Genomic DNA, 24,500 nt, shown 5'->3' with positions numbered 1-24,500 from the left:
AAGCGGAATGTTGGTGCAGTCGTGACCCTCGCGACGACCGAATGTGAGTTTGATCTGGCATGCAAACCAGATTGCCAAAACCGGCTCGACCCTTGGATCGCAAACCGAAAGGAGCTTCCGCCGCTACGCCCGACCACACCAGCCTGATGGCGTGCTCGGTCAAGTCAAGGTCAAGCCGCTGCGCGGCGGCCCTCCGGGCCGACCTTGACTTGACCTGCGCGCGCCATCTTCACACTTCCACGGTCGGGACGAAGAGCTGGCCTGCAATCGAACAAAGAGCTGATCAAACACCTTGACACGCAAACTCCCCATGTGAGCAATCCAGACTGTTGCCTTGGAGGTGGCCTGGATTGCTTCGCGGAGCCTGTCATCGGGCCGCGCTTCGCGCGGACCCGTTGGCTCGCAATGACGACGCGGAGAGCGCGCCCAGGTCTCGTGTCCCGGACGCGCTGCAGCGTGTAACGCTGCTGCGCAGAGCCAGGACCAGGACGCAACACTGTACTATGCCACGACATGGGTCTCGGCTCGGCAGCGCACCTGCCGAAGAGGCGCTGCGCAGTGCCCGGGGCGGAACCTTGCGAATGATGCGTGAAACAAAAACGGAGGCCGTGAGGCCTCCGTTCGCATTTGATTATTCGCGCGAGCTTCGCCGCTTACCCCAACCGTCCCGCCGCATGCGCGAGCAGCGTGTAGACCAGACCCGTCTCCGAGGTCAGGTGGCTGCGCAGCTCCTGCGGGCCACGACCATCGCGGGCGACTTCGTCGAGCAGGCGTTCGAACTCGCTGATGTAGCGATCGACCGTGCCCTTGAAATTGCGGTCGGCGCGATACTTGCGGGCGACCTCGTCGAAGGCCTTCTGGCCGGCGGGCGTGTACAGGCGCTTGGTGAAGGCCTTGTTCTCGCCGCGCTGGTAGCGGTCCCACATCTCGGCGGCGAGATTGCGGTCCATCAGCCGGCCGATGTCGAGCGACAGCGATTCCAGCGGATTGCCGCTGCTCTGCGGGGCCTGCGGCTGCGGAGCGGGGCCAGCCTGGCGGGCGCGCGGAGCCTCCCGGCCGGCCGGAGCAGGCGGGTTGGCGTCGGTGCGGTTCAACAGGTCCGACAGCCAGCCGTCATGGCCCTGGTCGTTGCCGCCGGGGGCGACCGGTGGAGCCTCGGCGCGGCGGGAGGCGGCGGGCATGCCGAGGTCCGGCGGCGGCAGCGTCGAGGCACTGCCGGTGTCGCGCATGCGCGTCTCGGTGCCGCGAGCTGCAGTCGCCATCACCGGGTCTTCCTGGCGCTGGACGGCGACGGACGCACGGCCCGTCGTGGTGACGTCGAGGCCGCGGCCGTGCTGGGCCACGATGCGGTTGAGCTCGGCGAGCGCCTCGATCTGGTCGACGATCACCTTGCGCATCTGCGCGGTGCTCTCGGCGGCCTCCTGCGGCATCTCGAGCACGCCGCGGCGCAGTTCGTTGCGGGTGGCCTCGAGCTCGTTGTGCATCTCCAAGGCCATCTGCTTCATGCTGGAGACGAGGTTGCCGAACTTCTCGGTCGACTGCTTGAACATCGCATCCGCCTCGTCGGTGGTTTGGCGGTAGATGTCGTGCATGGCCTCGAGGGTCTGCCGGTGCTCCTCTTCGGAGGCCGCCCGCACCGCCTCGAACTGGCGGGTGATCGCGGCCGAACCGGCGCCGGCGGTCTCGGCGACCACGCGGGCGATGTCGCGCGCACGCTCTTCGGCTGCAGCGAGCGATTCATCGAGCAGCCCGGTGAAGCGCGACAGGCGCTGGTCGAGATCGGCGGTCCGCAGGTCGATGGTGGTGACGAGCGATTCCAGCGCCGCCTTGCGTTCGGCGAGCGAGGCGGTGGTGTTCTTGTTGCTCTGCTCGACGACCTGAGCGGCATCGACCAGCGCCTTGCCGTGTGCGTCGAACTGGGTCGACAGCTCGCCGAGATCCTGCAGCGCCCGGGTGGTCTTGCTGTTGAACACGTTGAGCTGGTCTTCCAGGTTCTGCGTCGCAGCACCGTTGCGCGAGGTGACGTCGTTCATCGCCGAGACGAAGTCGGCGACGCGCGTCACCAGCGCCCGCTCGAGCGAGTTCAGGTTGTCGTGCGCACCGGTCAGCACCTCCTGCAGCAGGATGTTGCCTTCGCGCAGGCGCTCGAACAGGGCGACGGTGTCGGTGCGCAGGATCTTGCTGGTCTCCTGCATCTCGGTGACGGCCGCGATCGAGACCTGACGCGACTGGTCGATTGCCGCGCGCGAGGCCGACTCGAGGTCCTTGAGCGACTTGCTGACCGCGCCGGTTGCGATCTCGCTCGCCGCGTTGATGGTGCGGGCGACTTCGTTGCCGTTGCCCATCATGGTCTGCGAGAAGGCCTGGCCGCGCGTCTCGATCGACTTCAGCGCGTCGGAGGTGACGCGGTCGATGTCGAGCGTGAGCTGGCTGGTCTTCGAACCGATCGCGTCTACGAGCGAGCCGCGCTTGGCGTCGATCATGTTGGAGAGGCGGTCGGCCTGCTGCTGCACATAGGTGACGATCTCGTCGGTCTTGCCGGTCATGGCCTGGCCGAAGCTGGAGCTGGCGGCGAGCACCGAGCGCTCGACGTCGGCCGAGCTCGACTTGACCCGCGAGCTCGCCTCGTTGGAGGCGGAGATCAGGGCGTTCTGGGCGTTGAGCGCGCTGGTCTGGATGTCGTTGGTCGCATTCGACGTGGCCGTGCTCAGCGTGCGCTCGATCTCGGTCGAGATCATGCGGATCTGGCTTGCGGCGTCCGCCGAGGTCGAGGTCAGCGAGGTCTGGGCCTCGCGTGCGCTGTTGAGGATGGTGGAGGCGGTGTCGGCGCCGACCGAGGTCAGGGTACGCTCGATATCCGTCGTCAGCGACTTGATCTGGCTCGCCGCGTCGGTCGAGGCGGTGATGAGCGTGCCCTGGGCCTCGCGCACGCCGCTGGTGAGCGCCTCGATGGTGGCTCCGCCGGCGGTCGCCAGCGCGCGCTGCATTTCGGCTGCGAGCGAGCGGACCTGGCCGGTCTGTTCCGCCGAAACCGCGAGCAGGGTGCTCTGGGCGTCGCGGGCACTGGCCGTGATCGTCTCGGCCGTGGTCTGGCCGACCTGCGAGAGCGAGCGGTGTACTTCGGCCGCGAGCGACTTGACCTGGCTCGCCGCATCCGAGGAGGCGTTGACCAGCGTGCTCTGGGCCTCGCGCGCGCCGGTCATGATGGTCTCGGCGGTAGAGGTGCCGGCCATCGAGAGCGAGCGCTGCACGTCGGACGACAGCGCCTTGATCTGGTTGGCGGTCTCGGTCGAGGCCGTGATCAGCATGCCCTGCGCATCGCGGGCGCCGGCCGTGATCGCTTCCGCCGTGGAGGTGCCGGCCATCGACAGCGAGCGCTGCACGTCGGCGGTGAGCGTCTTGACGTGGTTGGCCGCATCCGAGGAGGCGGTGACGAGCGTGGTCTGCACCTCGCGGGCGCCGGCCAGGATCGAGGCCGCCGTGGCCGAGCCGGCCGCGGACAGCGTGCGCTCCACGTCGGCCGCGAGCCCCTTGATCTGGTTGGCGGCATCGCCCGAGGCGGCGACGAGCGACGACTGCGCTTCGCGGGCGCTGGTCAGGATCGAGTTCGCGGCACCCGTGCCGACGGCGGTCAGCGCGCGCTCGACCTCAGCGGAGGTCATCTTGAGCTGGGCGTTGACGTCGGAGGAGACGGTCATGAGCGACTGCTGCGCAGTGCGCGCACCGGTCTGGATCGTCTCGCTGGTGTTGACCACGAGATTGGTGAGCGAGCGCTCGGCGTCTTCCACATGCGAGCGGATCGCGGTCGAGATCATCTCGGCGCGGGAAATCATGTCCTCGCTGGCCTGGCGGCCGCTGCTTTCGATGCGGCCGGCGACGGCCTCGACACGCGAGCCGAGCAGGTCTTCGAACTGCGCCACGCGGACGTCGATGTCACTCGCGACCGAACCGACCTTGGTCTCGATCGCCTGCTGGATGTCCTGGAAGCGCGCCGTGACCGTGTCGGTCAGGTGCATGCTGCGGCCGTCGATGAGGTCGGCGACGCTGGTGATGCGGCGGTCGACGGCCTCGATCGCCTGCGCCGTGCCGTCCGTGAGCGTCGAGGTCAGCAGGGTGAGGCGGGTGTCGATCGACTGCACGGCCTGCGAGGCGCCGCTGGTCAAGGCGCTCGTCAGATAGGTGAGGCGGCTGTCCACGGACTCCAGCGCCTGCGATGCACCGCTGTTGAACGTCGTCGTGAGATGCGTCAGGCGCGTATCGATCGCCTGAATCGTCTGCGAGGCGCCGTCGGTCAGCGTCGTCGTGAGGTGGGTGAGGCGGCCATCGATGGATTCGAGCGCCTGCGCCGCACCGCCGGTGAGTGTCTTCGTGAGGCTGGTCAGGCGGGAGTCGATGGACTCGAGCACCTGCGTCGCGCCGCCGGTGAGCGTCGTCGTGAGATGCGTCAAGCGCGTATCAACCGAATGGATCGCCTGGGCCGCACCGTCGGTCAGCGACGTCGAGAGCGTGTTGAGGCGTTCGTCGATGGTTTCGGTGACCGACTTCGCACGCGCGTCGAACGATTGCTCGAGCGCGCCGACGCGGCCGCCGAACTGCTCGTCGAACGTCTTGATGTGGCCTTCGATGGTGCCGTCGAGGCTGGCGATCTTGTCGTTCAGCGAGGCGTCGAGATTGGCGACGCGTTCGCCGATCGTGGTCTCGAACTGCACCAGCCGCTGGTCGAGCACGGCCGTGATGGCGCCGCCGTTCGAGGTGAAGCGCGTGTCGAAACTATCGACATAGGTCTTCAGCGACTCGTGGATGTCGTGGGTGCGCTGGCCCATGCGCTCGACGATCTCGCCGCCGAAGGTCTTCACGGTGCGGTCGAATTCGGAGATGTGGCGCGTGATCAGGGCCCCCAGGGTGCCGGAATCGCGGGCGAACTTCTCGACCAGCTCGGACCCCTGGTTCTTCACCAACTCGTCGAACGCGCTCATCTGCAGCGACAGCGAATCGTGCGCGGTCTCGGTCTGGCTGACGACCTTGGCGACCAGCGTGTTGACGGTGGCGTCGAGCGCCTCGCTCGCCTTGTCGCCCGAGGTCATGATCTGGCCGGCGAGGCGGTTGCCGGCGTCCTCGATCTTGGCGGAGATGTCGTTGGAGCGCAGCTCGAGCTCGAGCAGCAGCGAGTCCGACGAGTTCTTCAGGCTGTCGTGCACCAGCTCGGTGCGCTCGGAGATGCCGTCGACGATCGCGGCGGAACGCTGCTCGAACTCGCCGGTGATGCGGTCGATACGCTCGTTCAGCATCTCGTGGACGCGGTCGGCGAGGTCGACGAACTCGTCGTGGACGTGGCCGGTCTTGAAGTTGAGGCTGGTGGTCAGCCGCTCGCTGGCGTCGAGCACCGCGCGCGTGGTCTCGGCACTGGCTTCCTCGAGCCGGTCGAGCAGGTCGCCGCCGCGCTCGCCCAGCGCGAGGATCATGTTGTCGCCGGCGTGGCTCAGGGCACCCGTGATGTGGGCGCCGCGCTCTTCCAGCGCGCCGGTGATGGATTTCGCGACCTCGTCGACCCGAGAGGCGATCGCGTCCGAGATCAGCGCGATGTCGTGACGGAGGTCGATCTGCACGCCGGAAATGGCGCTGCGGACCTGCTCGGCCTGGCCGACCAGGTTGTCGCGCTGATGCGCGATGTCCTGGAGCAGGGCGCGGATGCGGACCTCGTTGTCGGAATAGGCGCGTTCGAGTGCGGCGACCTCGTTTGCCACGAGCGTTTCGAGTTCGCCTGCGCGCGCGATGGCGCGCTCGATGCCGTCGCCCATCGCCGCGACCTCGCGGCGGATGGCCTGGCCGACGGTGACCATGGAATCCGACGCCGAACCTTCCGGCTCGGAGAAACGGATCGCAACCTGCGCCATCGCCTGCGCGACCTGGCTCATCTGCTGGCCGCGCCAGACCAGGCTGGCGAGGAAGTAGAACAGCATGATCGGCGCGAAGAACATGGTGACGAGGCCGGCGATCGCCATCACGCCGCCGCTCTCGCCCATGGCGGCCCGGATCGAGGGCAGGAAGCCGACCGTCAGCGCGGCACAGGCGGCGAGCCAGATCACGGTGAAGATGGTCGCACCGGTGTAGATGTTGCGGGCAGGGCGGCCCGTTTGCAGCGACTGGAGCAGCTGGCCGATGGTCGCGCGGTCGTCATTGGCGGCGCGGCGCGCGGTGCGCGGTTCCTCGATCGGATCGAACACGGCGCGCTCGTTGGCGGCCGGCCGCGGCTCGAACGCCGGCTCGCCGTCGAACACGGCAGGCGCGGGCGGTGGAACCGGCGGCGCTGCTTCGTTGCGCATCGAGGCGTTGCGGCTGGTATCGGCAGCCGTGTCGCTGATGTTGAGGGCTTCCTGGATCGCAGAAAGCGCAACTTCTGTAGGGTCTTTGACCTTCTTGGGAGTATTGGCCATGTTCAGTCCGAGCCCTCGTTACTTTTACGCGTTCCCCCGCGAGCCCTGCGCGCTACGCAAGCCCACAGACCGGATCATGCCGCTTGCGCGGATCCCCGAGCCGCCCCACCCGGACGGCTTGTCCGCCAATTTCCGCAACATCCTATTGGCAGAGTGTCGCGAATGAAATGCCCGCGATTAAGACATTCTTAATCATCCTTCATCATCGTTAACAGGAAAGGGCCGTAACGCCTTAGCCCTAAATGAAATTCTCCACCGGACTCGGCGAATTGCGGCAACTTTTCGTCATTAAAGAGGCGGTTCTGCGTAAATCGGCTCAAACACTTCGTTAACCATTTCCATGCTTCGGTGGTCGGAACCGCCGGACCGGCGGACGATCGCGCGATGCCGGGGCCTGCGCCATGACGCCTGAACTGCAACGGATGGACTGGATGCCTTCGCCGCCGCTTGCGCCCATCGACAGCCCGCTCGATCTCGACCACCTCTCGCGCATGACGCTGGGCGATTCCGAGCTCGAGCAGGAAGTGCTTGCAATGTTCGCGGAGCAGGCGGTGCGTTTGATCACCGCGATGACGGCGTTGCCGGCCGAGACCGGGGTGCTTGCCCACAAGCTCAAGGGCTCGGCACGCGGGATTGGCGCCTTTGCGGTCGCCGATGCGGCCGCCAGCCTGGAGACCGCGATCCGGATCGGCCAGAATCAGCCCCACGCCCTCGCCGCGCTGAAAGAGGCGGTCGCCGAGGTTCGCGCGGCCATTGCCGCGATGCTCAAGCACTAAGCGCCGATCGCGCCGGAGCCGGTCTGGCCTGCGCACCTGGCTTTTGTTTTGACGCATTTTCCGCCCGCGAACCGGTATCCACTTCGCTTGAAAACGCTATGGCGCGGTCCGGATCGACCCGTTATAGGACAACCCGAACCTCCTTTTCCCCAGATCGCGGCAGCACGAGCACAATGGCCAAAATTCACTTTGTCGACCACAAGGGCGAAACCCGCACGGTGGAAATCGAGAACGGCGCGACCGTGATGGAAGCCGCCATCCGTAACAGCATTCCCGGTATCGAGGCCGAGTGCGGCGGCGCCTGCGCCTGCGCGACCTGCCATGTCTATGTCGACGAAGCCTGGCGCGAGAAGGTCGGCAGCCCGACACCGATGGAAGAGGACATGCTCGACTTCGGCTTCGACGTGCGCCCCAACTCGCGCCTGTCCTGCCAGATCAAGGTCTCCGACGAGCTCGACGGGCTCGTGGTGGGCACGCCCGAACGTCAGGCCTGATCCCTGCTGCTCAAGTGCGCGGCGGCGCGACCTCGATGCCGCGCTTGTGCCAGGGCTTGAATTTCTCGACCACCTCCGCAGTCAGCGGTGCTGGCCGGCGCGTCGCCTCGTCGAGCAAGACGCCGACCGAGGTCGCCGAGGCGATGCACTTCCCTTCCGAAAACACGACCTGCTCGAAGGTCACCGACGTGCGCCCGAGCTTCACCACGCCGAGCCCGAGCTCGATCGTGTTCGGCCAGTGCAGCTCGGCGCGGAAATGCATGTCGAGCCGTACCATGATCCAGGCGAGGCCCGGCGGGGTCAGCCCGTACTCCGGGCTCTTCATCAGCGTGACGCGGCCGGTCTCGAAATAGGTGGCATAGACCGCGTTGTTGACGTGCTGGTTCGGGTCGAGATCGCCGAAGCGGACGTTGTCGCCGAGGCGAAACGGGAAGTCCTCGAGGCGCGGCGTCGTATCGAGGCGGCTTGGTGCGTTCACCTGATGATCTCCGTCAAATCCAGCCTCGTTACAGCCCAGTTATTTTGACCCGGCAAGTGGGTGTGCTTGCGGGGCGCTCCCGCTTTTATGCCTTCCCTGATCCATTCCCGTTGGCTAGACAGGCAGGGTCACCTCGGCCCGCCGGGCGCCGTCCAACCGATAATGACCGATAAAGAGACGACATGAGCGACGTGATCAAAACCGACGTGCTGATTATTGGCGCCGGCCCTTGCGGTCTGTTCGCCGCCTTCGAGCTTGGCCTTCTCGACATGAAGGTGCACTTCATCGACATCCTCGACAAGGTCGGCGGCCAGTGCGCCGAGCTCTATCCGGAAAAGCCGATCTACGACATTCCCGGCATTCCGCAGGTGTCGGGGCAAGGCCTCACCGACGCGCTGATGGAGCAGATCAAGCCGTTCCATCCGACCTTCCATCTCGGCGAGATGGTCGAGACCGTCGAAAAGATCGGCGATCCCCTGTTTCGCTGCACCACCGACGCAGGCAAGGTGTTCGAATGCAAGGTCGTGGTGATCGCGGCCGGCGGCGGCTCGTTCCAGCCCAAGCGTCCGCCGGTGCCGGGTATCGAAGCCTATGAAGGCACCTCGGTGCACTACGCCGTGCGCAAGATGGAAACGTTCCGCGACAAGAACGTGCTGATCGTCGGCGGCGGCGATTCCGCGCTCGACTGGACGCTCAATCTGCATCCCCTGGCCAAGCGCATCACGCTCTTGCACCGTCGCGACGATTTTCGCGCTGCCCCTCACAGCGTCGAGCAGATGCGCGCGCTGGTCGCCGAGGGCAAGATGGATCTGCGGCTCGGCCAGGTCACCGCGCTCTCCGGCACCGACGGCAAGCTGACCGGCGCCACCGTGAAGGGCAACGACAACGCCGTCAGCGATATTGCCTGCGACACCATGCTGCCGTTCTTCGGCCTGACCATGAAGCTCGGGCCGGTCGCGAATTGGGGCATTGCGCTCGAGAACAATCTGGTGCCGGTCGAGACGTCGGCATTCGAAACCAACGTGCCGGGCATCTTCGCCATCGGCGACATCAACACCTATCCGGGTAAGATCAAGCTGATCCTGTGCGGCTTCCACGAGGGCGCGCTGATGTCGCAAAAAGCCCACCGCTACGTCTATCCGGAGAAGCGGCTCGTGTTCCAATACACGACCTCATCCTCGAGCCTGCAAAAGAAACTCGGGGTCAACTGACCACGGCGCGAACGGGGCTGAGCATCCCTGGTGCTGGAACCGTTCGCGAAATCGCCGTAGTCTGCGGCCATTGCAGTGGCGGGTTAGCAAGGTGATCATAATGCGGAATCTCGTTTCCAGCTTTCGGCTGCTCTCGCTGCTCGCGCTGGGTCTCGTGCTGTCGCTCGGCGCAACAGGGAAGGTTGCCGCACAACAGCCGACGGCTGCGGGCTTGTGGCAGAAGGTCGAAGACGGCAGGCCTGTGGGCTGGTTCCTCTTCATCGACCATAACGGCATCTTCGAAGGCGTGATTGCCAAGACGTTTCCGCGCCCCGGCGACAATCCGAACGAGGTTTGCGCGAAGTGCACGGACGATCGCAAGAATCAGCCGGTGCTCGGGCTCTCTTTCATCCGCGACATGAAGCGCGACGGGTTGAAATATGAAGGCGGCAACGTCGTCAATCCACGCGACGGCAACATCTGGAAGGCCAAGATGACGGTGAGTCCGGACGGTCAGGTCCTGACCATGCGCGGCTTCCTCGGCATCTCTCTGTTCGGCAAGGATGAGACCTGGCAGCGCCTGCCGGATTCCAGCCTGGCCGAGGTCGATCCCGCGATCATCGCCAAATATCTCCCCGCGCAGGCCGCCGCGCCCGCGCCGAAGGCCGCGCCCGCGGCCAAGAAGGGCGGCGCGATGATGATGGCGCCAGCGGCGAAGAAGTAGGCTCCCGGAGCCTTCGAGGCATGTTCACGCGGTGTCGCGCGCTCAGGTCACCGGCGCCGGATTGAACAGCGTGAGGTCATTGTGGATGCCCCAGCGATCCGACCACGGCTTGGTGCGGCCGGAGGCAACCTCGAGGATCAGGCGGAACAGGTCCCAGCCGGTCTCCTCGATGGTCTTTGCGCCGGTGGCGATGCCGCCTGCGTCGAAATCGATCAGATCCTTCCAGCGGCGGGCGAGCTCAGTGCGGGTCGCGACCTTGATCACGGGCGCGGCCGCCAGGCCATAGGGCGTGCCGCGGCCGGTGGTGAACACCTGCAGGGTCATGCCGGAGGCGAGCTGAAGCGTGCCGCAGATGAAGTCGGAGGCCGGCGTTGCCGCGAACAGCATGCCCTTCTGCGTCGCCTTCTGGCCGGGCGAGAGCACGCCGGTGATCGCTGATGAGCCTGATTTGACGATCGAGCCCAATGATTTTTCGACGATGTTGGCGAGGCCGCCCTTCTTGTTGCCGGGGGTGGTGTTGGCGCTGCGATCGGCGCCGCCACGGGCGAGATATGAATCGTACCAGGCCATCTCGCGCACCAGCGCCCGGCCGACGTCTTCGTTGACGGCGCGGCGGGTGAGGAGCTGGATGGCGTCGCGCACCTCCGTCACTTCCGAGAACATCACGGTGGCGCCGGCGCACACCAAGAGGTCGGCGGCAAAGCCGAGCGCGGGGTTCGCAGTGACGCCCGAGAAAGCGTCGCTGCCGCCGCATTGCAGGCCGACCACGAGATCGGACGCGGGGCAGGTCTCGCGGGTGCGTTTGTCGAGGATCTTCAGGCGGGCTTCGGCTTGCGTCATGATCGCATCGACGATCGCGCCAAATCCGTCGAAGGCTTCGTCCTGCATGCGGACGATGGCATCGCTGACGCCTTCCGGCACCAGCCGTTCGGGCGCGAGTTTTTCACATCCCAAGCTGATGACCAGAATCTCGCCGCCGAAATTCGGGTTGAGCGCGAGGTTTTGCAGCGTGCGGATCGGCACGACGGCATCGGGCGCGGTGATGGCGACGCCGCAGCCATAAGCATGCGTCAATGGCACGACGTCGTCGACGTTCGGATACTTCGGCAGCAGCTCGGCGCGGATGCGCTTCACCGCATATTCCATCGTGCCCTTGACGCATTGCACGGAGGAGGAGATGCCGAGGATGTTCTTGGTGCCGACGGACCCGTCCGGATTGCGAAAGCCTTCGAAGGTGAAGCCTTCGAGCGGCGGCAGCGGTGCGGGAACGGCCGTGGAGATTTCGAGCTTGTCGAGGGCAGGGGCATCCGGCATGCGGATGCGCGCCTCATCCACCCACTCGCCGGCCAGGATCGGCGAGAGCGCGTAGCCGATCACCTCACCGTAGCGGATGATCGGCGCGTCCTGCGCGATGTCGACCAGGGCGGTCTTGTGCCCTTGCGGCACAAAGGCACGCAGCGTCAGTCCGCACGCAAAGCGGGAGCCGGCAGGGAGCCCGAAATCATTGACGACGATCGCGACATTGTCGCGCTCGTTGAGCTTGATGTAGCGGGGCTGCTCTTTCGCCGCGACGTCCTGGTCCATCTGCGATTCCTGATCTGTAGGGTGGGTTAGCGGCAGCGTAACCCACCACTGTCCGTGTCCGCAGAGCCCGACGGGGTGGGTTACGCTGCGCTAACCCGCCCTACGATATCGTCCTATCAACCCGGATAGGTGTAAGCGGTCTTCACCGTCGTGTAGAACTCGCGTGCGTAGGAGCCCTGCTCGCGGGCGCCGTAGCTCGAGCCCTTCCGGCCGCCGAACGGCACGTGATAGTCGACGCCCGCGGTCGGCAGATTGACCATCACCATGCCGGACTCGCTGTTACGCTTGTAGTGCGAGGCGTATTTCAGGCTCGATGTGCAGATGCCGGAGGCGAGCCCGAACTCGGTGTCGTTGGAGATCGCCAGCGCTTCCTCGTAGTTCTTGGCGCGGATGACGGCGGCGACGGGCCCGAATATCTCTTCACGCGCGATGCGCATGTTGTTGTTGGCTTCGGTGAACAGCGCCGGCTGCAGGTAGTGGCCGGGGTTGTCGCGCTTGAGCAACTCGCCGCCGAAGGCGAGCTTGGCGCCCTCGTCCTGACCGATCTTGATGTAGCGCAGGTCCTGGTCCAGCTGGCTCTGGTCGACCACGGGGCCGATATGCACGCCGGCCTTGAGCGCGTCGTCCACCGACAGGCTGTTCAGGCGGTCGGCCACCGCGGCAACGAAGCGGTCATGGATGCCTTCGGTGACGATCAGGCGCGACGATGCCGTGCAGCGCTGACCGGTCGAGAAGTAGGCGCCGTTGACCGCGACTTCGACGGCAGTCTTCAGGTCGGCGTCGTCGAGCACGACCAGCGGATTCTTGCCGCCCATCTCCAGCTGGAATTTCTTCATCGGGTTGGAGAGCACGCAGGCCTGCGCGATCTTGCGGCCGGTTTGCACCGAGCCGGTGAAGGAGATCGCGGCCACATCAGGATGGTCGAGCAGGGTCTGGCCGACCACGGAGCCGGAGCCGACCACGAGGTTGAACACGCCAGCCGGAATGCCTGAGCGGGTGATGATCTCGGCGAGGGCATGTCCCGAGCCGGGCACCAACTCGGCCGGCTTGAACACCACCGTGTTGCCGTAGCAGAGCGCGGGCGCAATCTTCCAGGCCGGGATTGCGATCGGAAAATTCCAGGGCGTGATCATGCCGATGACGCCGACCGGCTCTCGCGTGAGCTCGACGTCCAGGCCGGGACGGACGGACGCGCCCTTCTCGCCGATCAGACGAAGGGCTTCGCCGGCGAAGAACGCGAAGATCTGGCCGGCGCGGGCGACCTCGCCGATACCCTCGGGCAGCGTCTTGCCTTCCTCACGGGCGAGCAGACGGCCGAGTTCTTCCTTGCGGGCGAGGATCTCGGTGGAAATCTTGTTCAGCGCGTCGTAGCGCACTTGCGGCGTCGATTGCGCCCAGGCGGGGAAGGCGGCCTTCGCGGCGGCGATCGCCTTCTCGGTCTGTGCCTTGTCGGCCTTGGCATATTCGCCGACGAGGTCATTGGTGTTGGAGGGGTTAATGTTCTTGGTGACGCCGGAGCCGTCGACCCATTCACCGCCGATGAAGTTTTTCAGGATCGCAGTCATCTCTTCCTCCAGAGTTTTTTTAACGCACGAGGCAGGGCCGCTTGTCGTCAAACGTCCAGCCGGGGATCAGATCCTGCATGGCCATGGCGTCATCTCGGGCGCCGAGTCCATGCTGCTTGTAAAGTTCATGCGCGGCCTCGATGGCCGCACGGTCGATCTCGATGCCGAGGCCCGGACGATCCGGGACCGCGATCTTGCCGCCCTTGATCCGGAGCGGCTCTTTCGTCAGTGCTTGGCCATCCTGCCAGATCCAGTGGGTGTCGATCGCGGTGACCATGCCGGGGGCGGCGGCGCCGACATGGGTGAACATCGCGAGCGAGATGTCGAAATGGTTGTTGGAGTGCGAGCCCCAAGTCAAGCCGTTGTCACGGCAGGTCTGGGCAACGCGCACCGAGCCTTGCATGGTCCAGAAATGGGGGTCGGCGAGCGGAATGTCCACCGCACCGAGCCGCAGCGCATGGCTGAGCTGACGCCAGTCGGTCGCGATCATGTTGGTCGCGGTCGGCAGGCCGGTGGCGCGGCGGAACTCGGCCATGATCTCGCGACCGGAGAAGCCGGCCTCGGCGCCGCAGGGGTCCTCGGCATAGGCGAGGATGCCGTGCATGTTCTTGCAAAGGCCGATGGCCTCGTCGAGCGACCAGGCGCCGTTCGGGTCCAGCGTGACGCGGGCATCGGGGAAGCGCTTGGCGATCGCCGTGACCGCCTCGATCTCCTGCTCGCCGCGGAGCACGCCGCCCTTGAGCTTGAAATCGGCAAAGCCGTAATGGTCTTGCGTGGCTTCCGCCAGCCGCACCACCGCCTCCGGCGTCATTGCCTCCTGATGGCGGAGGTTGAACCAGTCGGGCTTGCCGGTCTCGCCCTTGACGTAGTCGAGCTTGGACTTGCTGCGGTCACCGACGAAGAAGAGATAGCCGAGCGTCTCGACGCTCTTGCGCTGCTGGCCTTCGCCGAGGAGCGCTGCGACCGGCAGATTGAGATGCTGGCCGAGCAGATCGAGCAGGGCGGATTCGATCGCGGTGACGGCGTGGATCATCACGCGCAGGTCGAAGGTCTGCTTGCCGCGGCCGCCGGCGTCCCGGTCGGCAAAGGTCGTTCTGACGTCGGCGAGGATGTTGTTCATCGCGCCGACGGTCTTGCCGATCACGAGATCCCTGGCGTCCTGCAGCGTCTGCCAGATCTTTTGCCCGCCTGGCACCTCGCCGACGCCGGTGTGGCCGGCATTGTCGGTGAGGATGACGATGTTACGGGTGAAGAACGGTGCATGCGCCCCACTCAAATTGAGGAGCATGCTGTCGCGGCCTGCGACCGGGATCACCTGCATCGTTGTGACGACCGGCGCGCCGGGGATCGGTACCCCGGAGATCTCAGTCTGGGTCATCGCACGCTCCTCCCTGCATCCTTGATTTATTCTGCGGCCTGTTGTGTCGATCCTGCGGCAGGCAGGTTCTTCACCAGCGCGGCCAGTTCCGCAATCTCCTGCTCGGTGAGATCGGTCAGCGGCGAGCGGACCGGGCCGGAATCACGGCCGATCACCTTCATGCCGGCCTTGATGATCGAGACCGCATAGCCCTTCTTGCGGTTGCGGATCTCGATCAGCGGCAGGATGAAATTCTTCAACCCGGCGTGGATGGTCGCGTGATCGCGTTTGCGCACCGCGGCGTAGAACCTGGTGGCGAACTCAGGCACGAAGTTGAATACGGCCGACGAGTACGTCGTCATGCCCATGTCGAGATAGGGCAGCGCGAAGGTCTCGGCGGTCGGCAGTCCGCCGACATAAGTGAGGCGGTCGCCGAGCTTGGTGTAAACGCGGGTCATCAGTTCGATGTCGCCGATGCCGTCCTTGTAGCCGACGAGGTTCGGGCAGCGCTCGGCGAGGCGGGCGAGCGTGTCGGGCTGGAGGATGGCATTGTCGCGGTTATAGACGATGACGCCGATCTTCACGGAGGCGCAGACGGCCTCGACGTGGGCGGCAAGGCCTTCCTGCTCGGAATGGGTCAGATAAGGCGGCAGCAGCAGCAGGCCGTCAGCGCCGGCCTTTTCCGCGCCGATTGCGATCTCGCGGGCGATGGCAGTGCCATAGCCGGTGCCGGCGAGCACGGGCACGCGGCCCTTGGTCTCGTCGACGGCAACCTTGACGACTGCGGGCACTTCGGCCGGGGTCAGCGAGAAGAACTCGCCGGTGCCGCCGGCGGCGAACAGGCCTGCAACGTCATAGCCGCACAGCCAATCCATGTTGGCGCGGTAGGTCGCTTCGTCGAAGGAATAGTCTGCCTTGAACGGCGTGACGGGGAAGGACAGGAGGCCGGAACCGATCTTCTGGGCCATTTCCTGCGGGGTCATCTTGCTCACGGGCGCTGCTCCCTGCTCTCGTGTTGTCCGGGACGCAAGTGAAATCCGCGCGTCCATGCGCTGGTGTTTAGGAGACGGTTCGATGCGCGTCCAAGCCAAATCCTATATCAACTGATACGGATTCAGCATCAATCTTCCATGACATCCGCGGAGGACAATTCGCTCGCGATTTTGACCAGCGCAGACAGCAGCGGGTTCTCGTCGTCGCGGCGCCACACCATGAAAAGCTCGACCGGAACACGGGTGCGCAGCTTCAGGGGGCGCAGCCTGACGTCGGAGATTTTCAGGCCGGCGGCGGCGGCCGGCACGATGGCCAGGCCAAGGCCGGCGCGCACCATCGCGAGGATCGAGTGGATCTGGCTGAGGTGCTGGACGTAGCGCGGCAGGATGTCGGCGCGGGTGAACAGCGCGACCAGCAGATCGTGGAAATAGCGGCTCTCATAGGGCGAATACATCACGAAGGGCTGGCCGTCGAAATCCTTGATCGTGATGCTGTCGGCATTGGCCAGCGGATGCTTCTTCGGGATCGCGGCGAGCAGGGGCTCGGCGACCACGCGGCGGCTGGCAATTTCGGGGCGCGCGATCGGCGGCCGCAGCAGGCCGGCGTCGATCTGGCCCGAGGTCAGCGCCTCGAACTGGTCACCGGAGACCATTTCCTTCAGCGAGAAATCGACCTCCGGCAGCTTGGCACGGCAGGCCGCGACGAGTTCCGGCAGGAAGCCGTAGGCGGCGGCCGCGGTAAAGCCGATCTTCAGCGAGCCGGTCTTGCCGAGCGCGATGCGGCGGGCCACCTGCGAGGCGCTTTCCGCAAGCTTCAGGATGCGGCGGGCCTCGGGGAGGAAGCTGCGGCCAGCCGGGGTCAGGCGCACCGAGCGGCTGGTGCGCTCCAGCAGCGGCGCGTCGATGATGTGCTCGAGCACCTGGATTTGCCGCGACAGCGGCGGCTGAGTCATGTTCAGCCGCGCGGCGGCGCGGCCGAAATGCAGTTCTTCCGCCACCGTGACGAAGCAGCGGAGCTGGTTGAGGTCGAACATCGATACATTCTTTAGATGAATAAGGCGCTTCCCCGCCACTTCTAGCATCGATCATCCCCAAAACAAAGACGGCGGCCTTCTAGAGCCGCCGTTGAGTTGCCTGTCCCACTCCGACGACTCGGAGCGCTCAGGAGGAGCGTTTGAGCACCACCCGCTCGATCTTGCCGACGACCACGAGATAGGCGACCGCAGCCACCAGCGCGTTGATGCCGACGAACACCAGAGCCCCGTTGAACGAGCCGGTCGCGGCCACGATGTAGCCGATCACGATGGGCGTGGTGATCGAGGAGAGGTTGCCGAAGGAGTTGAACAGGCCGCCGGAGACGCCGCCGGCCTCCTTGGGCGAGGTGTCGGACACAACAGCCCAGCCGAGCGCGCCGATGCCCTTGCCGAAGAAGGCGAGCGCCATGAAGCCGACCACCAGCGCCTGGCCGTCGACATAGTTGCAGGCGATGATCGACATCGACAGCAGCATTCCTCCCACGATCGGGATCTTGCGCGCCATGGTCAGCGAACCGGACTTGCGCAGGATGGCGTCGGACATGACGCCGCCGAGCACGCCGCCGATGAAGCCGCAGAGCGCCGGCAGTGTCGCGACGAAGCCGGCCTGCAGGATCGACAGGCCGCGCTCCTTGACCAGGTACACCGGAAACCAGGTCAGGAAGAAGTAAGTCAGCGTGTTGATGCAGTACTGGCCGAGATAGACGCCGATCATCATGCGGTTGGAGAGCAATTGGCGGATATGGTCCCATTTCGGGCCGGAGTTCGCCGCACGCGCGTCCTTCAGATCGTTCTTGGGCGCATCGAGATCGACCAGCGCGCCACCTTCCCTGATGTAATCGAACTCGGCCTCGTTGATCGAAGGATGCTCCTTCGGACCATAGACGGTCTTGATCCAGACGAGGCCCATGATGATTCCGAGCCCGCCCATCACGAAGAACACGTAACGCCAGCCGTAGTCATGGGCGATCCAGCCCATCAGCGGCGCGAAGATCACGGTGGCGAAATATTGCCCCGAATTGAAGAAGGCCGATGCGGTGCCGCGCTCGTTGCCTGGAAACCAGGCCGCGACGATGCGGGCGTTGGCAGGGAAGGACGGCGCTTCCGCGACGCCGACGAGAAGCCGAAGCGCAAACAGCACGATGACGGCAGCGCCGGCGCTGAGGAAGCCGATCCAGCCCTGCATCATCGTGAACAGCGACCAGATGATGATGCTGAAGGCGTAGACGAGGCGTGAGCCGTAACGGTCGAGCAGCCAGCCGCCTGGTACCTGCGCGACGACATAGGACCAGCCGAACGCGGAGAAGATCCAGCCCATGGCGACGGGATCGAGACGGAGCTCCTTGGACAGCGCGGAGCCGGCGATCGAGAGCGTGGCGCGGTCGGCGTAATTGACGGTCGTGACCAGGAACAGCATGGTCACGATGAACAGCCTGACGCGAGACCTCTTCACGTCCGTCGCGGACACCACTGCGCTCATCGTGCGCCTCCTTGGACCTTGAAATGTTTCCTCACGGCGACTCCTAGAGGCGCGCGCGGGAAAGTGTCCAAGTTCAAGCGAGTATCGATCGATGCCGTTTTTAAATTGATGGAACGGCAGGCCGGTGGCCGTGCCCGTGCGAGCACGCCGACCGCGTGTCGCCGCTGGCTATACCAATGCCAGGTTCGTCGGGTGCACGCCGCTGAAGATGCGCTGGATGCTGTCGTTGCCGAGACCGAAGACGTGGCCGAACAGATCGGCAAACAGCGCCCGATAGTCGGTGAGAACCGGATAGTCGCGGTTCTGGAACAGATGCGGCTGCTCGACCTTGACCTGCTCGCCGAGAATGCGGCCGCCGTTGATGCCGCCGCCGAGCACCCAATAGACGCTGCCATGGCCGTGATCGGTGCCGCGGTCGCCATTCTCGCGGAAGGTGCGGCCGAATTCGGAGATGACGACCACCACCGTATCGCGCCACGCCGTCGGCCCGACCTCCTCGGAGAAGCCGACGAGGGCGCGTCCGAGCTCGCCGAGCCGGTCGGCGAGATAGCCGTTGGCGGCGCCCTGGTTGACATGCGTGTCCCAGCCGCCAACGTCGACGAAACCAAGGTTGAACTGCTCGCGCATCAATCGGCCGATGCGCCGTGCCGATAATTCGAAACCGCGCGGCGAGACGGCGCCGCGGTTGGCCGCGTTCATCTCTTCGGAGACCGAGCGATAGACGTCGTCGCGTACGCGAAACCCCTCCGACACCGAGGCCGCCAGGTTGGACTGGGCGTACATCTTCTTGATCAGATCGGCCTGGCGGTCGTCGACGCCGGGCTTGCCGACGTTGCCGATGCCAGTGTTCGGCACCTGCGACTTGCCGCGGAAGATGAGCGGAAGCTGGTCGGTGAACGCAATCGGCTTGACCCGCGTCAGCTCGCTTGCGAGCCGGCTCATGAAGCCGGAACGATAGTCGCGCGTCCGCCCCGCGGACTGGCCGAGTTCGATCGTGTCCTGGGTCTCGAAATGGCTGCGGGTCAGATCGTCGCTGGTGCCGGCGAAGGGAATGAAGGCGATCTCGCGCTTGGCCCAGAGCGGATAGATGCTGTCGCGCAAGGCCGGATGCAGTCCCCAATCGGCGTCGAGCGCCAGCGCCGCGTTCGGGTTGCCGGCATCGGGCCTGGCGATGGCGAGCGTTGGTCGCGAGGCACGGTAGAAATCACTCGAAACCGGCACGACGACGTTCGCCGCGTCATAGGCGCCGCGCAAGAACACGACCAGCATGCGGGCATCGGTCGCCGGCGCTGCCCAGACGCGGCCTGCCACGGTGAGCGGAGCGAGGGCGGCAAAGGTCTTGATCAGCTCGCGACGGTTCATGGCAATCTCCGGTGCTCAGTGCATGAATTCCGGTGACGACAGGAACAGCGTGTTCCAGTCCTGCGGTGAGATCGCCCTGTCGAGCGATGCCAGCGTTGCGGGGCCGAGAGTCTTGCGAAGGCCGTTGAAGTAGAGCGCGTTCTGCAGTTGCGGGAACGCGGGCAGCTCGACCGGATTCGGCCCGTCGGATTTGAACAGGCCGGACGATCCGGATCCGATCTGGCGTGCGATCTCGAAGCGAACCATCATCTGACCGGGGCCGTTCCACGACGCCGAGGTCAGCGGGTAGCCGTCCGGCGTCTCGTGGTTGAACAGGCCTTCGCCGAGGCGATTGATCCAGCCCTGGATCGGCGCCGTGTTCAATATGACCCGGTCGTCGTAGGCGAGGCGGACCGCCGAGAGCACGTATTGCACGGGGTCCTTGAAGCGCGTGCCGGGCTTCAGCGCGGCCTCGAATTCGCTCGAATGGATCATCGTGGCGAGTACCGAGGCAATGTCGCCGTCAGTGGATTTGAAGGTCTGGGCCATCCGCTGTACCAGCGCTTCCGGCGGATTGTCCGAGACGAAATAGGTCGCGATCTTCCGCGATACATGGTTTGCGGTCGCCGGATGGTGGACCAGGATATCAAGGGCCTCGTCGACCTCGGCGAGCCCACGGCCCTTGATGGTGTGACCGAGGAAGGTCTTGTCGCTGTAATCGTGACGGGACGGGTTGAACTCGAAGGCGCCCTCGCGCACGAGCTGGGATTGCAATTCCGGCTTGAGCTTCGGATCTTCCGGCTTGGTGTCGATGCCGGCCCCGGTGAGGATCTTCGCCAGCGCTTCCACGTCGGCCTGGGTGTAGCCGGAGCCAACGCCCATGGTGTGCAGCTCCATGATCTCGCGGGCGTAGTTCTCGTTCAGATGGCCCGCCGCGTTATCGGCATTGTCGAGATAGCGCAGCATCGCGGGATGACGAACGGTCGCCGCGAGCAGGTCGCGAAACTTGCCCAGCGAGTTGGGACGAAGGGCGTGATCGACGTAGTCGCCGACCAGCACGCGCAGGTTCGATTTGTACTGGTGGACGTTGAAATGATTGAACCAGAACCAGACCATGCGCTCGCGCAGCTGGTCGGGCGCGTAGAGCGCGCGCAGGATGGTGCGCGCCGCGGCCTGCTTGGCGCGATCGTTCATCGCCTGCTGAAATACCTGCTGCGCGGCTTTCTTCTGCTCGGGGTCGATGACCTGGCTGGCGCTCTTGGACTGCTGCTCGAAGGCGACCGCAATGTCGAACGGGAAGCTGTGGACGTCGGGCATCGCTTCGATCTGCGCTTTCGCAGCGTCGGGCAGGGGAGGGTTGCCGGCCGGGTGCAATTGCTCCTGCAGCCAGCGTTCGGCACCCATGCCGTGCATGTGTGCGGCACTCGAGGTGCTGACACCGAAGCTCAGCCGATCGAGCAGAGCGAGATCGTGCGGATTGAGGTCGTCGGCACGGGAGACGTTCGGTGTCAGGCCTGTGGCCAACGCCGCGAGCGCCGCGATGCCCGACCATCGCAGCCGACGATATGCGCTTCTGCTATCCACCATAGGTCCCGTCCCATGACGCGTGCATATCGTGCGCGGTGCGGCTGAACCTGCCCTGAATGGAATGGACTCAATTCACGGTAGTGCCATCAATTTCCGGCGAGCGGCGACAATGCGCTATTTCCGGTTCGCTACTTCTGCGCGCCCGGCAGGAGCGGAGCCAAGAGGCTGCGCGTGAAGCCGGGCGGCACGGCATCCAGCCCCAGCACGGAGCTTGCGGCCGGGAGGGTGGCATCCGCCATCGCGGCATGGCCTTCGGCACTCGGATGCACGGCGCCGCCATAGACGGCCGAGAGCACGCCCCAGGTCGCGTCGTGGATGTCGGTCGGCTGGCTCGCCGCTGGCAACCCCTGCGGATAGGTCATCGCCGCGAAATAGCTGTCGTTGGCGTCGCGAATCCAGCGTGCGCGCGGCAGATAGGCGCGGTACTCCGAAGCGCCGCGGCCGCACAGCATCGGCTGGCTCGCCGCGCTGACGAGGTCAGGGTTGAAGCTCTCTCCGTTCTCGGCAAAGCAAGTGCGGTCGAACTCGGGGTCATTGCCGGAGTGAGCACAAAAGCCGTGATCGGCGAATGCGGACTGGTGCGCATCGACGAAGGTCATACGGTCGGTCTCGGGATCGCGGCACAGGGCGCCCCGCGTGCAGGTGGCCAACCCTTTCAGTTGCGGCAGGAACTCGGTGTCGACGAAGGTCGAGACGCGGGCGAGGCGCTGTGGATCGGCGTTGAAGGCAGGATGGATGTCGAAACCGGCGCGGCCGCCGCGGCAGGGCACGCCGCCGTCGGCAAGGGCCGGATTGGCATAGGAGACGTAGACCACGTGTGAGAGATCGCCGCCGACCAGCGGTTTCAGCGCCTCGCGCAGCTTGACGAAATTCTGCGGCAGCTCGCGTTGTAGCGCGTCGCGGGACTCGTCCACGCTCGCCATCACGCCGGAGCGGCGGAACAGCGCGCGCTCGGTCGCGGTCTCGACGATCACGTCGGCGACGAGGCCGGAAAAGTAGACGTCATTGGCACCGATCGAGAGCAGCACCAGATCGAGATTGCGATCCGGCTGCCGCTTCTTCGCCGCGGTCAGCGCTTCGCGCAGCTCGGCGACCTGCGCATTCACGCTGGTGTTGCAGACGCCGCTCTTGCCTGGCGGGCATTCGCGGGCGCGCTGCGAGCCGAGCAGCCCGTCGCTGATGCTGGCGCCGGTGCAGGCGAGCGGCAGATAGGTGACGGCGATATGGGTGTAGCGCACCGCGAGCGCGAGCGCCGTGCGCGCCTGATAGCTGTAGAGAGAGCGGTGGCAGGGCGAGTTGAACCACAGCGCGCCGAAACGTTGCCAGTTGCCGAGCGTGTCCGGTGCCTCGCAGGCGCGGCCGCCCTTGAAGCCGGCGCGGCTCGGTCGGTAATATTGTCCGCCTACGGTGCCGAGATAGGAGCGGAAGCAGAAACCCTCATCGGATAGCGCCAGCGGCCGGTCCGGATTGCCTTCGCCGGAGGCGATGCTGTCCCCAAGGCCGGCGATAAAGATGTCGCGGACCTGGATCTCGGTCTGGATGCGCTGGGTCGGATCGGAGCCGGAGGAAACGTCGACGGTCGCGACCGTCTGCTTGCCGTAGCGGACCCGCAGATTGACCGGCTCGGCGCAGTCGAAGGTCGAGGTCTGCGGCCCGTCGCCGTCGTCGAACGACCAGGCGCAAGTGGCCCCGACCGGGACGGCGCCGGCCAGGCGTACGGTGATGGGGTGGTCGATCGGGGTGAGGTAGTTCTCTTTGACGTTGTCGCGGGTACAGGGCTGGTTAACCCGACCCTGCAGGTCGATGCAGAGGCGGTTGACCATGTTCCGGGCCCAGCCGCGGCCCTCGCTCTGCAGCTCGAGAGACTGCTCGGCGGCGAGGATGCTGCGGTTACGCGCATTCTCGACATGCAGCAGGAAATCGCGTTCCTCGCGGAACAGGCGGAAGCGGTTGCGGACCTCCCAATTGATCTGCATGGCCCCCGCATCCTGCGCGACTGCGCGTTGGGGCGGCAAAACGGCGAGAGACCCGGCCAGCAGCAGGGTGGCGAGAAAAAAAGTACGAAGTGAAACAGGGATCATGGCCCGCGTCTTCAACGGCAAAGTTGAGGCGGAAATAAGAGAGATTGCTGCGCTGCCTGCAACCTCTTGTCTGCAGAGCTCCCGCAACGTAAGCGTCGGCCGGCCCTAACGCTTGCTGGCCTGACGCACCAGCCGCTCGCGCTCCATTGGCGTCACCTCCTTGGGCAGATTGGCCTGCGCGCAGGCTTCCGCCAGCCGCCGCCGCTCCTGCCAGGGCCGGACCACGTTCATCCAGAGCTCGCGGGTGCCCATGATGGAGATGGCGAGACCAAACGGGATCACGAAATAAAGGAGGCGGAAGACCAGCAGCGTCGCCAGCAGCTGCTCGCGCCCGAATTCGGGCAGCGCCACCAGCATGGCGGCGTCGAACACGCCGATCGAGCCGGGGGCATGGCTGGCGAAGCCCAGGAGCGTCGCCAGGATGAACACCACGGCGAGGGACAGGAAGTCGATCGGCGGATTGGCCGGTATCAGCAGGTACATCGCGAACGCGCAAAATCCGAGGTCGATCACGCCGATCAGGATCTGCACCAGTGTCAGCGGCGCCGACGGCAGCACCACCTTCCAGCCCTTCTGGCCGAGCTCGCGGCGCTTCTCGCCCATGCAAAGCCAGACCAGATAGGCGGCGATCGAGGCGAGGCCGCCGATCGCGATCAGACGATTGATCGACGATGGCAGCTGATCCATGTAGGAAGCTGCATCCGGATGGATCGACATGCCGATCGAGAGCACGAAGATGTTACCGAGCCAGAAGGTCAGGCCGGAGAGGAAGCAGATTTTTGCGACGTCGATCGCGTTCAGCCCGTAGTCCGAATAAATCCGGAAACGGATCGCACCGCCCGTGAATACGGTTGCGCCGATGTTGTGGCCGATCGAATAGGAGGTGAAGCTGGAGAGTGCTGCGATGCGATAGGGCACGTGTTTCTTGCCTATCGTTCGCAGTGCAAAAAAATCGTAGAAGGTCAGCGTACAGAACGCCAAGAACACGCAGAGCGCAGCCAGGCCGATATTGCCACGAGGGATATCGGCAAGCCCCGTGAGGATGGCGTTCCGATCGATCCCATGGAGCGTCCGCACGAGCGTGGTGACCGCGAAGGCGATGATCATCACGCTCGCGGCAATGCCCAGCCGTCGCCAGCCGATCCATCTCGTGAAGCCGCGTTTCAGCGCGGGCAGCAGTCCGTGCATTCATCCTCCCGGCAGGGGGCAAGACCGACCGGGCCAGACATTGGACGGTCGGTTCCGATCACTGCCCGAACTGGGCGTCGATCGCTAGGCATGATGTAGCTCATTTAAGGCAAAAACAGAGACTTGTGCAGCCCTTGACAAGGACGGGATCTGCACGGAAGCGGCTGGTTTTGTCATATCTGGGTCACATGGGTC

16 protein-coding genes are annotated in these 24,500 nt (G+C 65.3%); 4 read left to right on the top strand and 12 right to left on the bottom strand.

The window, feature by feature from the left end; genetic code table 11:
- Positions 1-653 precede the first annotated feature (653 nt).
- Positions 654-6,434 (bottom strand): apolipoprotein A-IV repeat region-like domain-containing protein, encoded by a 5,781-nt coding sequence (locus tag BM222_RS10570; protein WP_092228190.1) that lies wholly within the window; start codon positions 6,432-6,434, stop codon positions 654-656.
- A gap of 401 nt (positions 6,435-6,835) precedes the next feature.
- Here BM222_RS10570 and BM222_RS10565 point away from each other — a divergent pair, with 401 nt between their 5' ends.
- Both BM222_RS10565 and BM222_RS10560 read left to right on the top strand, forming a co-directional pair.
- A complete protein-coding gene (locus tag BM222_RS10565) occupies positions 6,836-7,210 on the top strand; it encodes an Hpt domain-containing protein (protein ID WP_092228189.1) in 375 nt (124 codons plus the stop codon).
- A 173-nt stretch (positions 7,211-7,383) separates the two neighbouring features.
- Positions 7,384-7,704, top strand: a complete 321-nt coding sequence (locus tag BM222_RS10560) for a 2Fe-2S iron-sulfur cluster-binding protein (RefSeq protein WP_092228188.1) — start codon at positions 7,384-7,386, stop codon at positions 7,702-7,704.
- 10 nt (positions 7,705-7,714) lie between these two features.
- Here the strand turns inward: BM222_RS10560 and BM222_RS10555 are convergent, their stop codons facing one another.
- Positions 7,715-8,182, bottom strand: a complete 468-nt coding sequence (locus BM222_RS10555; protein ID WP_092228187.1) for an acyl-CoA thioesterase — start codon at positions 8,180-8,182, stop codon at positions 7,715-7,717.
- Positions 8,183-8,364: 182 nt separating this feature from the next.
- On the opposite strand from BM222_RS10555, the gene BM222_RS10550 reads away from it, so the two are divergent.
- Together BM222_RS10550 and BM222_RS10545 are read left to right on the top strand one after the other, a co-directional pair.
- Positions 8,365-9,393: an NAD(P)/FAD-dependent oxidoreductase gene (locus tag BM222_RS10550; RefSeq protein WP_092228186.1), complete on the top strand. Its 1,029-nt coding sequence runs from the start codon at positions 8,365-8,367 to the stop codon at positions 9,391-9,393.
- A 100-nt stretch (positions 9,394-9,493) separates the two neighbouring features.
- Positions 9,494-10,096, top strand: coding sequence for a DUF2147 domain-containing protein (locus BM222_RS10545; protein ID WP_177243131.1), 603 nt, complete (start codon positions 9,494-9,496; stop codon positions 10,094-10,096).
- A gap of 42 nt (positions 10,097-10,138) precedes the next feature.
- On the opposite strand, the gene garD is transcribed toward BM222_RS10545, so the two are convergent.
- From garD to BM222_RS10495, 10 genes are all read right to left on the bottom strand, one after another.
- Positions 10,139-11,680 (bottom strand): galactarate dehydratase, encoded by a 1,542-nt coding sequence (garD, locus tag BM222_RS10540; RefSeq protein WP_092228184.1) that lies wholly within the window; start codon positions 11,678-11,680, stop codon positions 10,139-10,141.
- A 116-nt stretch (positions 11,681-11,796) separates the two neighbouring features.
- Complete coding sequence (locus BM222_RS10535) at positions 11,797-13,245, bottom strand: aldehyde dehydrogenase family protein (protein WP_092228183.1); 1,449 nt, start codon at positions 13,243-13,245, stop codon at positions 11,797-11,799.
- A 19-nt stretch (positions 13,246-13,264) separates the two neighbouring features.
- On the bottom strand, positions 13,265-14,623 hold the full coding sequence (gene gudD / locus BM222_RS10530) for a glucarate dehydratase (RefSeq protein WP_092228182.1): 1,359 nt from the start codon (positions 14,621-14,623) through the stop codon (positions 13,265-13,267).
- A gap of 26 nt (positions 14,624-14,649) precedes the next feature.
- The gene (gene kdgD / locus BM222_RS10525; protein ID WP_092228181.1) at positions 14,650-15,594 is read right to left on the bottom strand and encodes a 5-dehydro-4-deoxyglucarate dehydratase; all 945 of its coding nucleotides are present in this window, start codon (positions 15,592-15,594) and stop codon (positions 14,650-14,652) included.
- A 128-nt stretch (positions 15,595-15,722) separates the two neighbouring features.
- The gene (locus BM222_RS10520) at positions 15,723-16,628 is read right to left on the bottom strand and encodes a LysR family transcriptional regulator (RefSeq protein ID WP_092228180.1); all 906 of its coding nucleotides are present in this window, start codon (positions 16,626-16,628) and stop codon (positions 15,723-15,725) included.
- 127 nt (positions 16,629-16,755) lie between these two features.
- Positions 16,756-18,108, bottom strand: a complete 1,353-nt coding sequence (locus BM222_RS10515; RefSeq protein WP_092228179.1) for an MFS transporter — start codon at positions 18,106-18,108, stop codon at positions 16,756-16,758.
- Between the two features lie 168 nt (positions 18,109-18,276).
- Positions 18,277-19,470: a DUF1501 domain-containing protein gene (locus tag BM222_RS10510; RefSeq protein WP_092228178.1), complete on the bottom strand. Its 1,194-nt coding sequence runs from the start codon at positions 19,468-19,470 to the stop codon at positions 18,277-18,279.
- 15 nt (positions 19,471-19,485) lie between these two features.
- Complete coding sequence (locus BM222_RS10505) at positions 19,486-21,036, bottom strand: DUF1800 domain-containing protein (RefSeq protein ID WP_092228177.1); 1,551 nt, start codon at positions 21,034-21,036, stop codon at positions 19,486-19,488.
- Between the two features lie 128 nt (positions 21,037-21,164).
- A complete protein-coding gene (locus BM222_RS10500) occupies positions 21,165-23,117 on the bottom strand; it encodes an SGNH/GDSL hydrolase family protein (protein ID WP_092228176.1) in 1,953 nt (650 codons plus the stop codon).
- Between the two features lie 105 nt (positions 23,118-23,222).
- Positions 23,223-24,305, bottom strand: coding sequence for a lysylphosphatidylglycerol synthase transmembrane domain-containing protein (locus BM222_RS10495; protein WP_092228175.1), 1,083 nt, complete (start codon positions 24,303-24,305; stop codon positions 23,223-23,225).
- Positions 24,306-24,500: the final 195 nt, after the last annotated feature.

Source organism: Bradyrhizobium sp. Gha (genome assembly GCF_900113735.1).
Taxonomy (GTDB): domain Bacteria; phylum Pseudomonadota; class Alphaproteobacteria; order Rhizobiales; family Xanthobacteraceae; genus Bradyrhizobium.
This window is presented reverse-complemented; position numbering and strand designations above follow the sequence as displayed.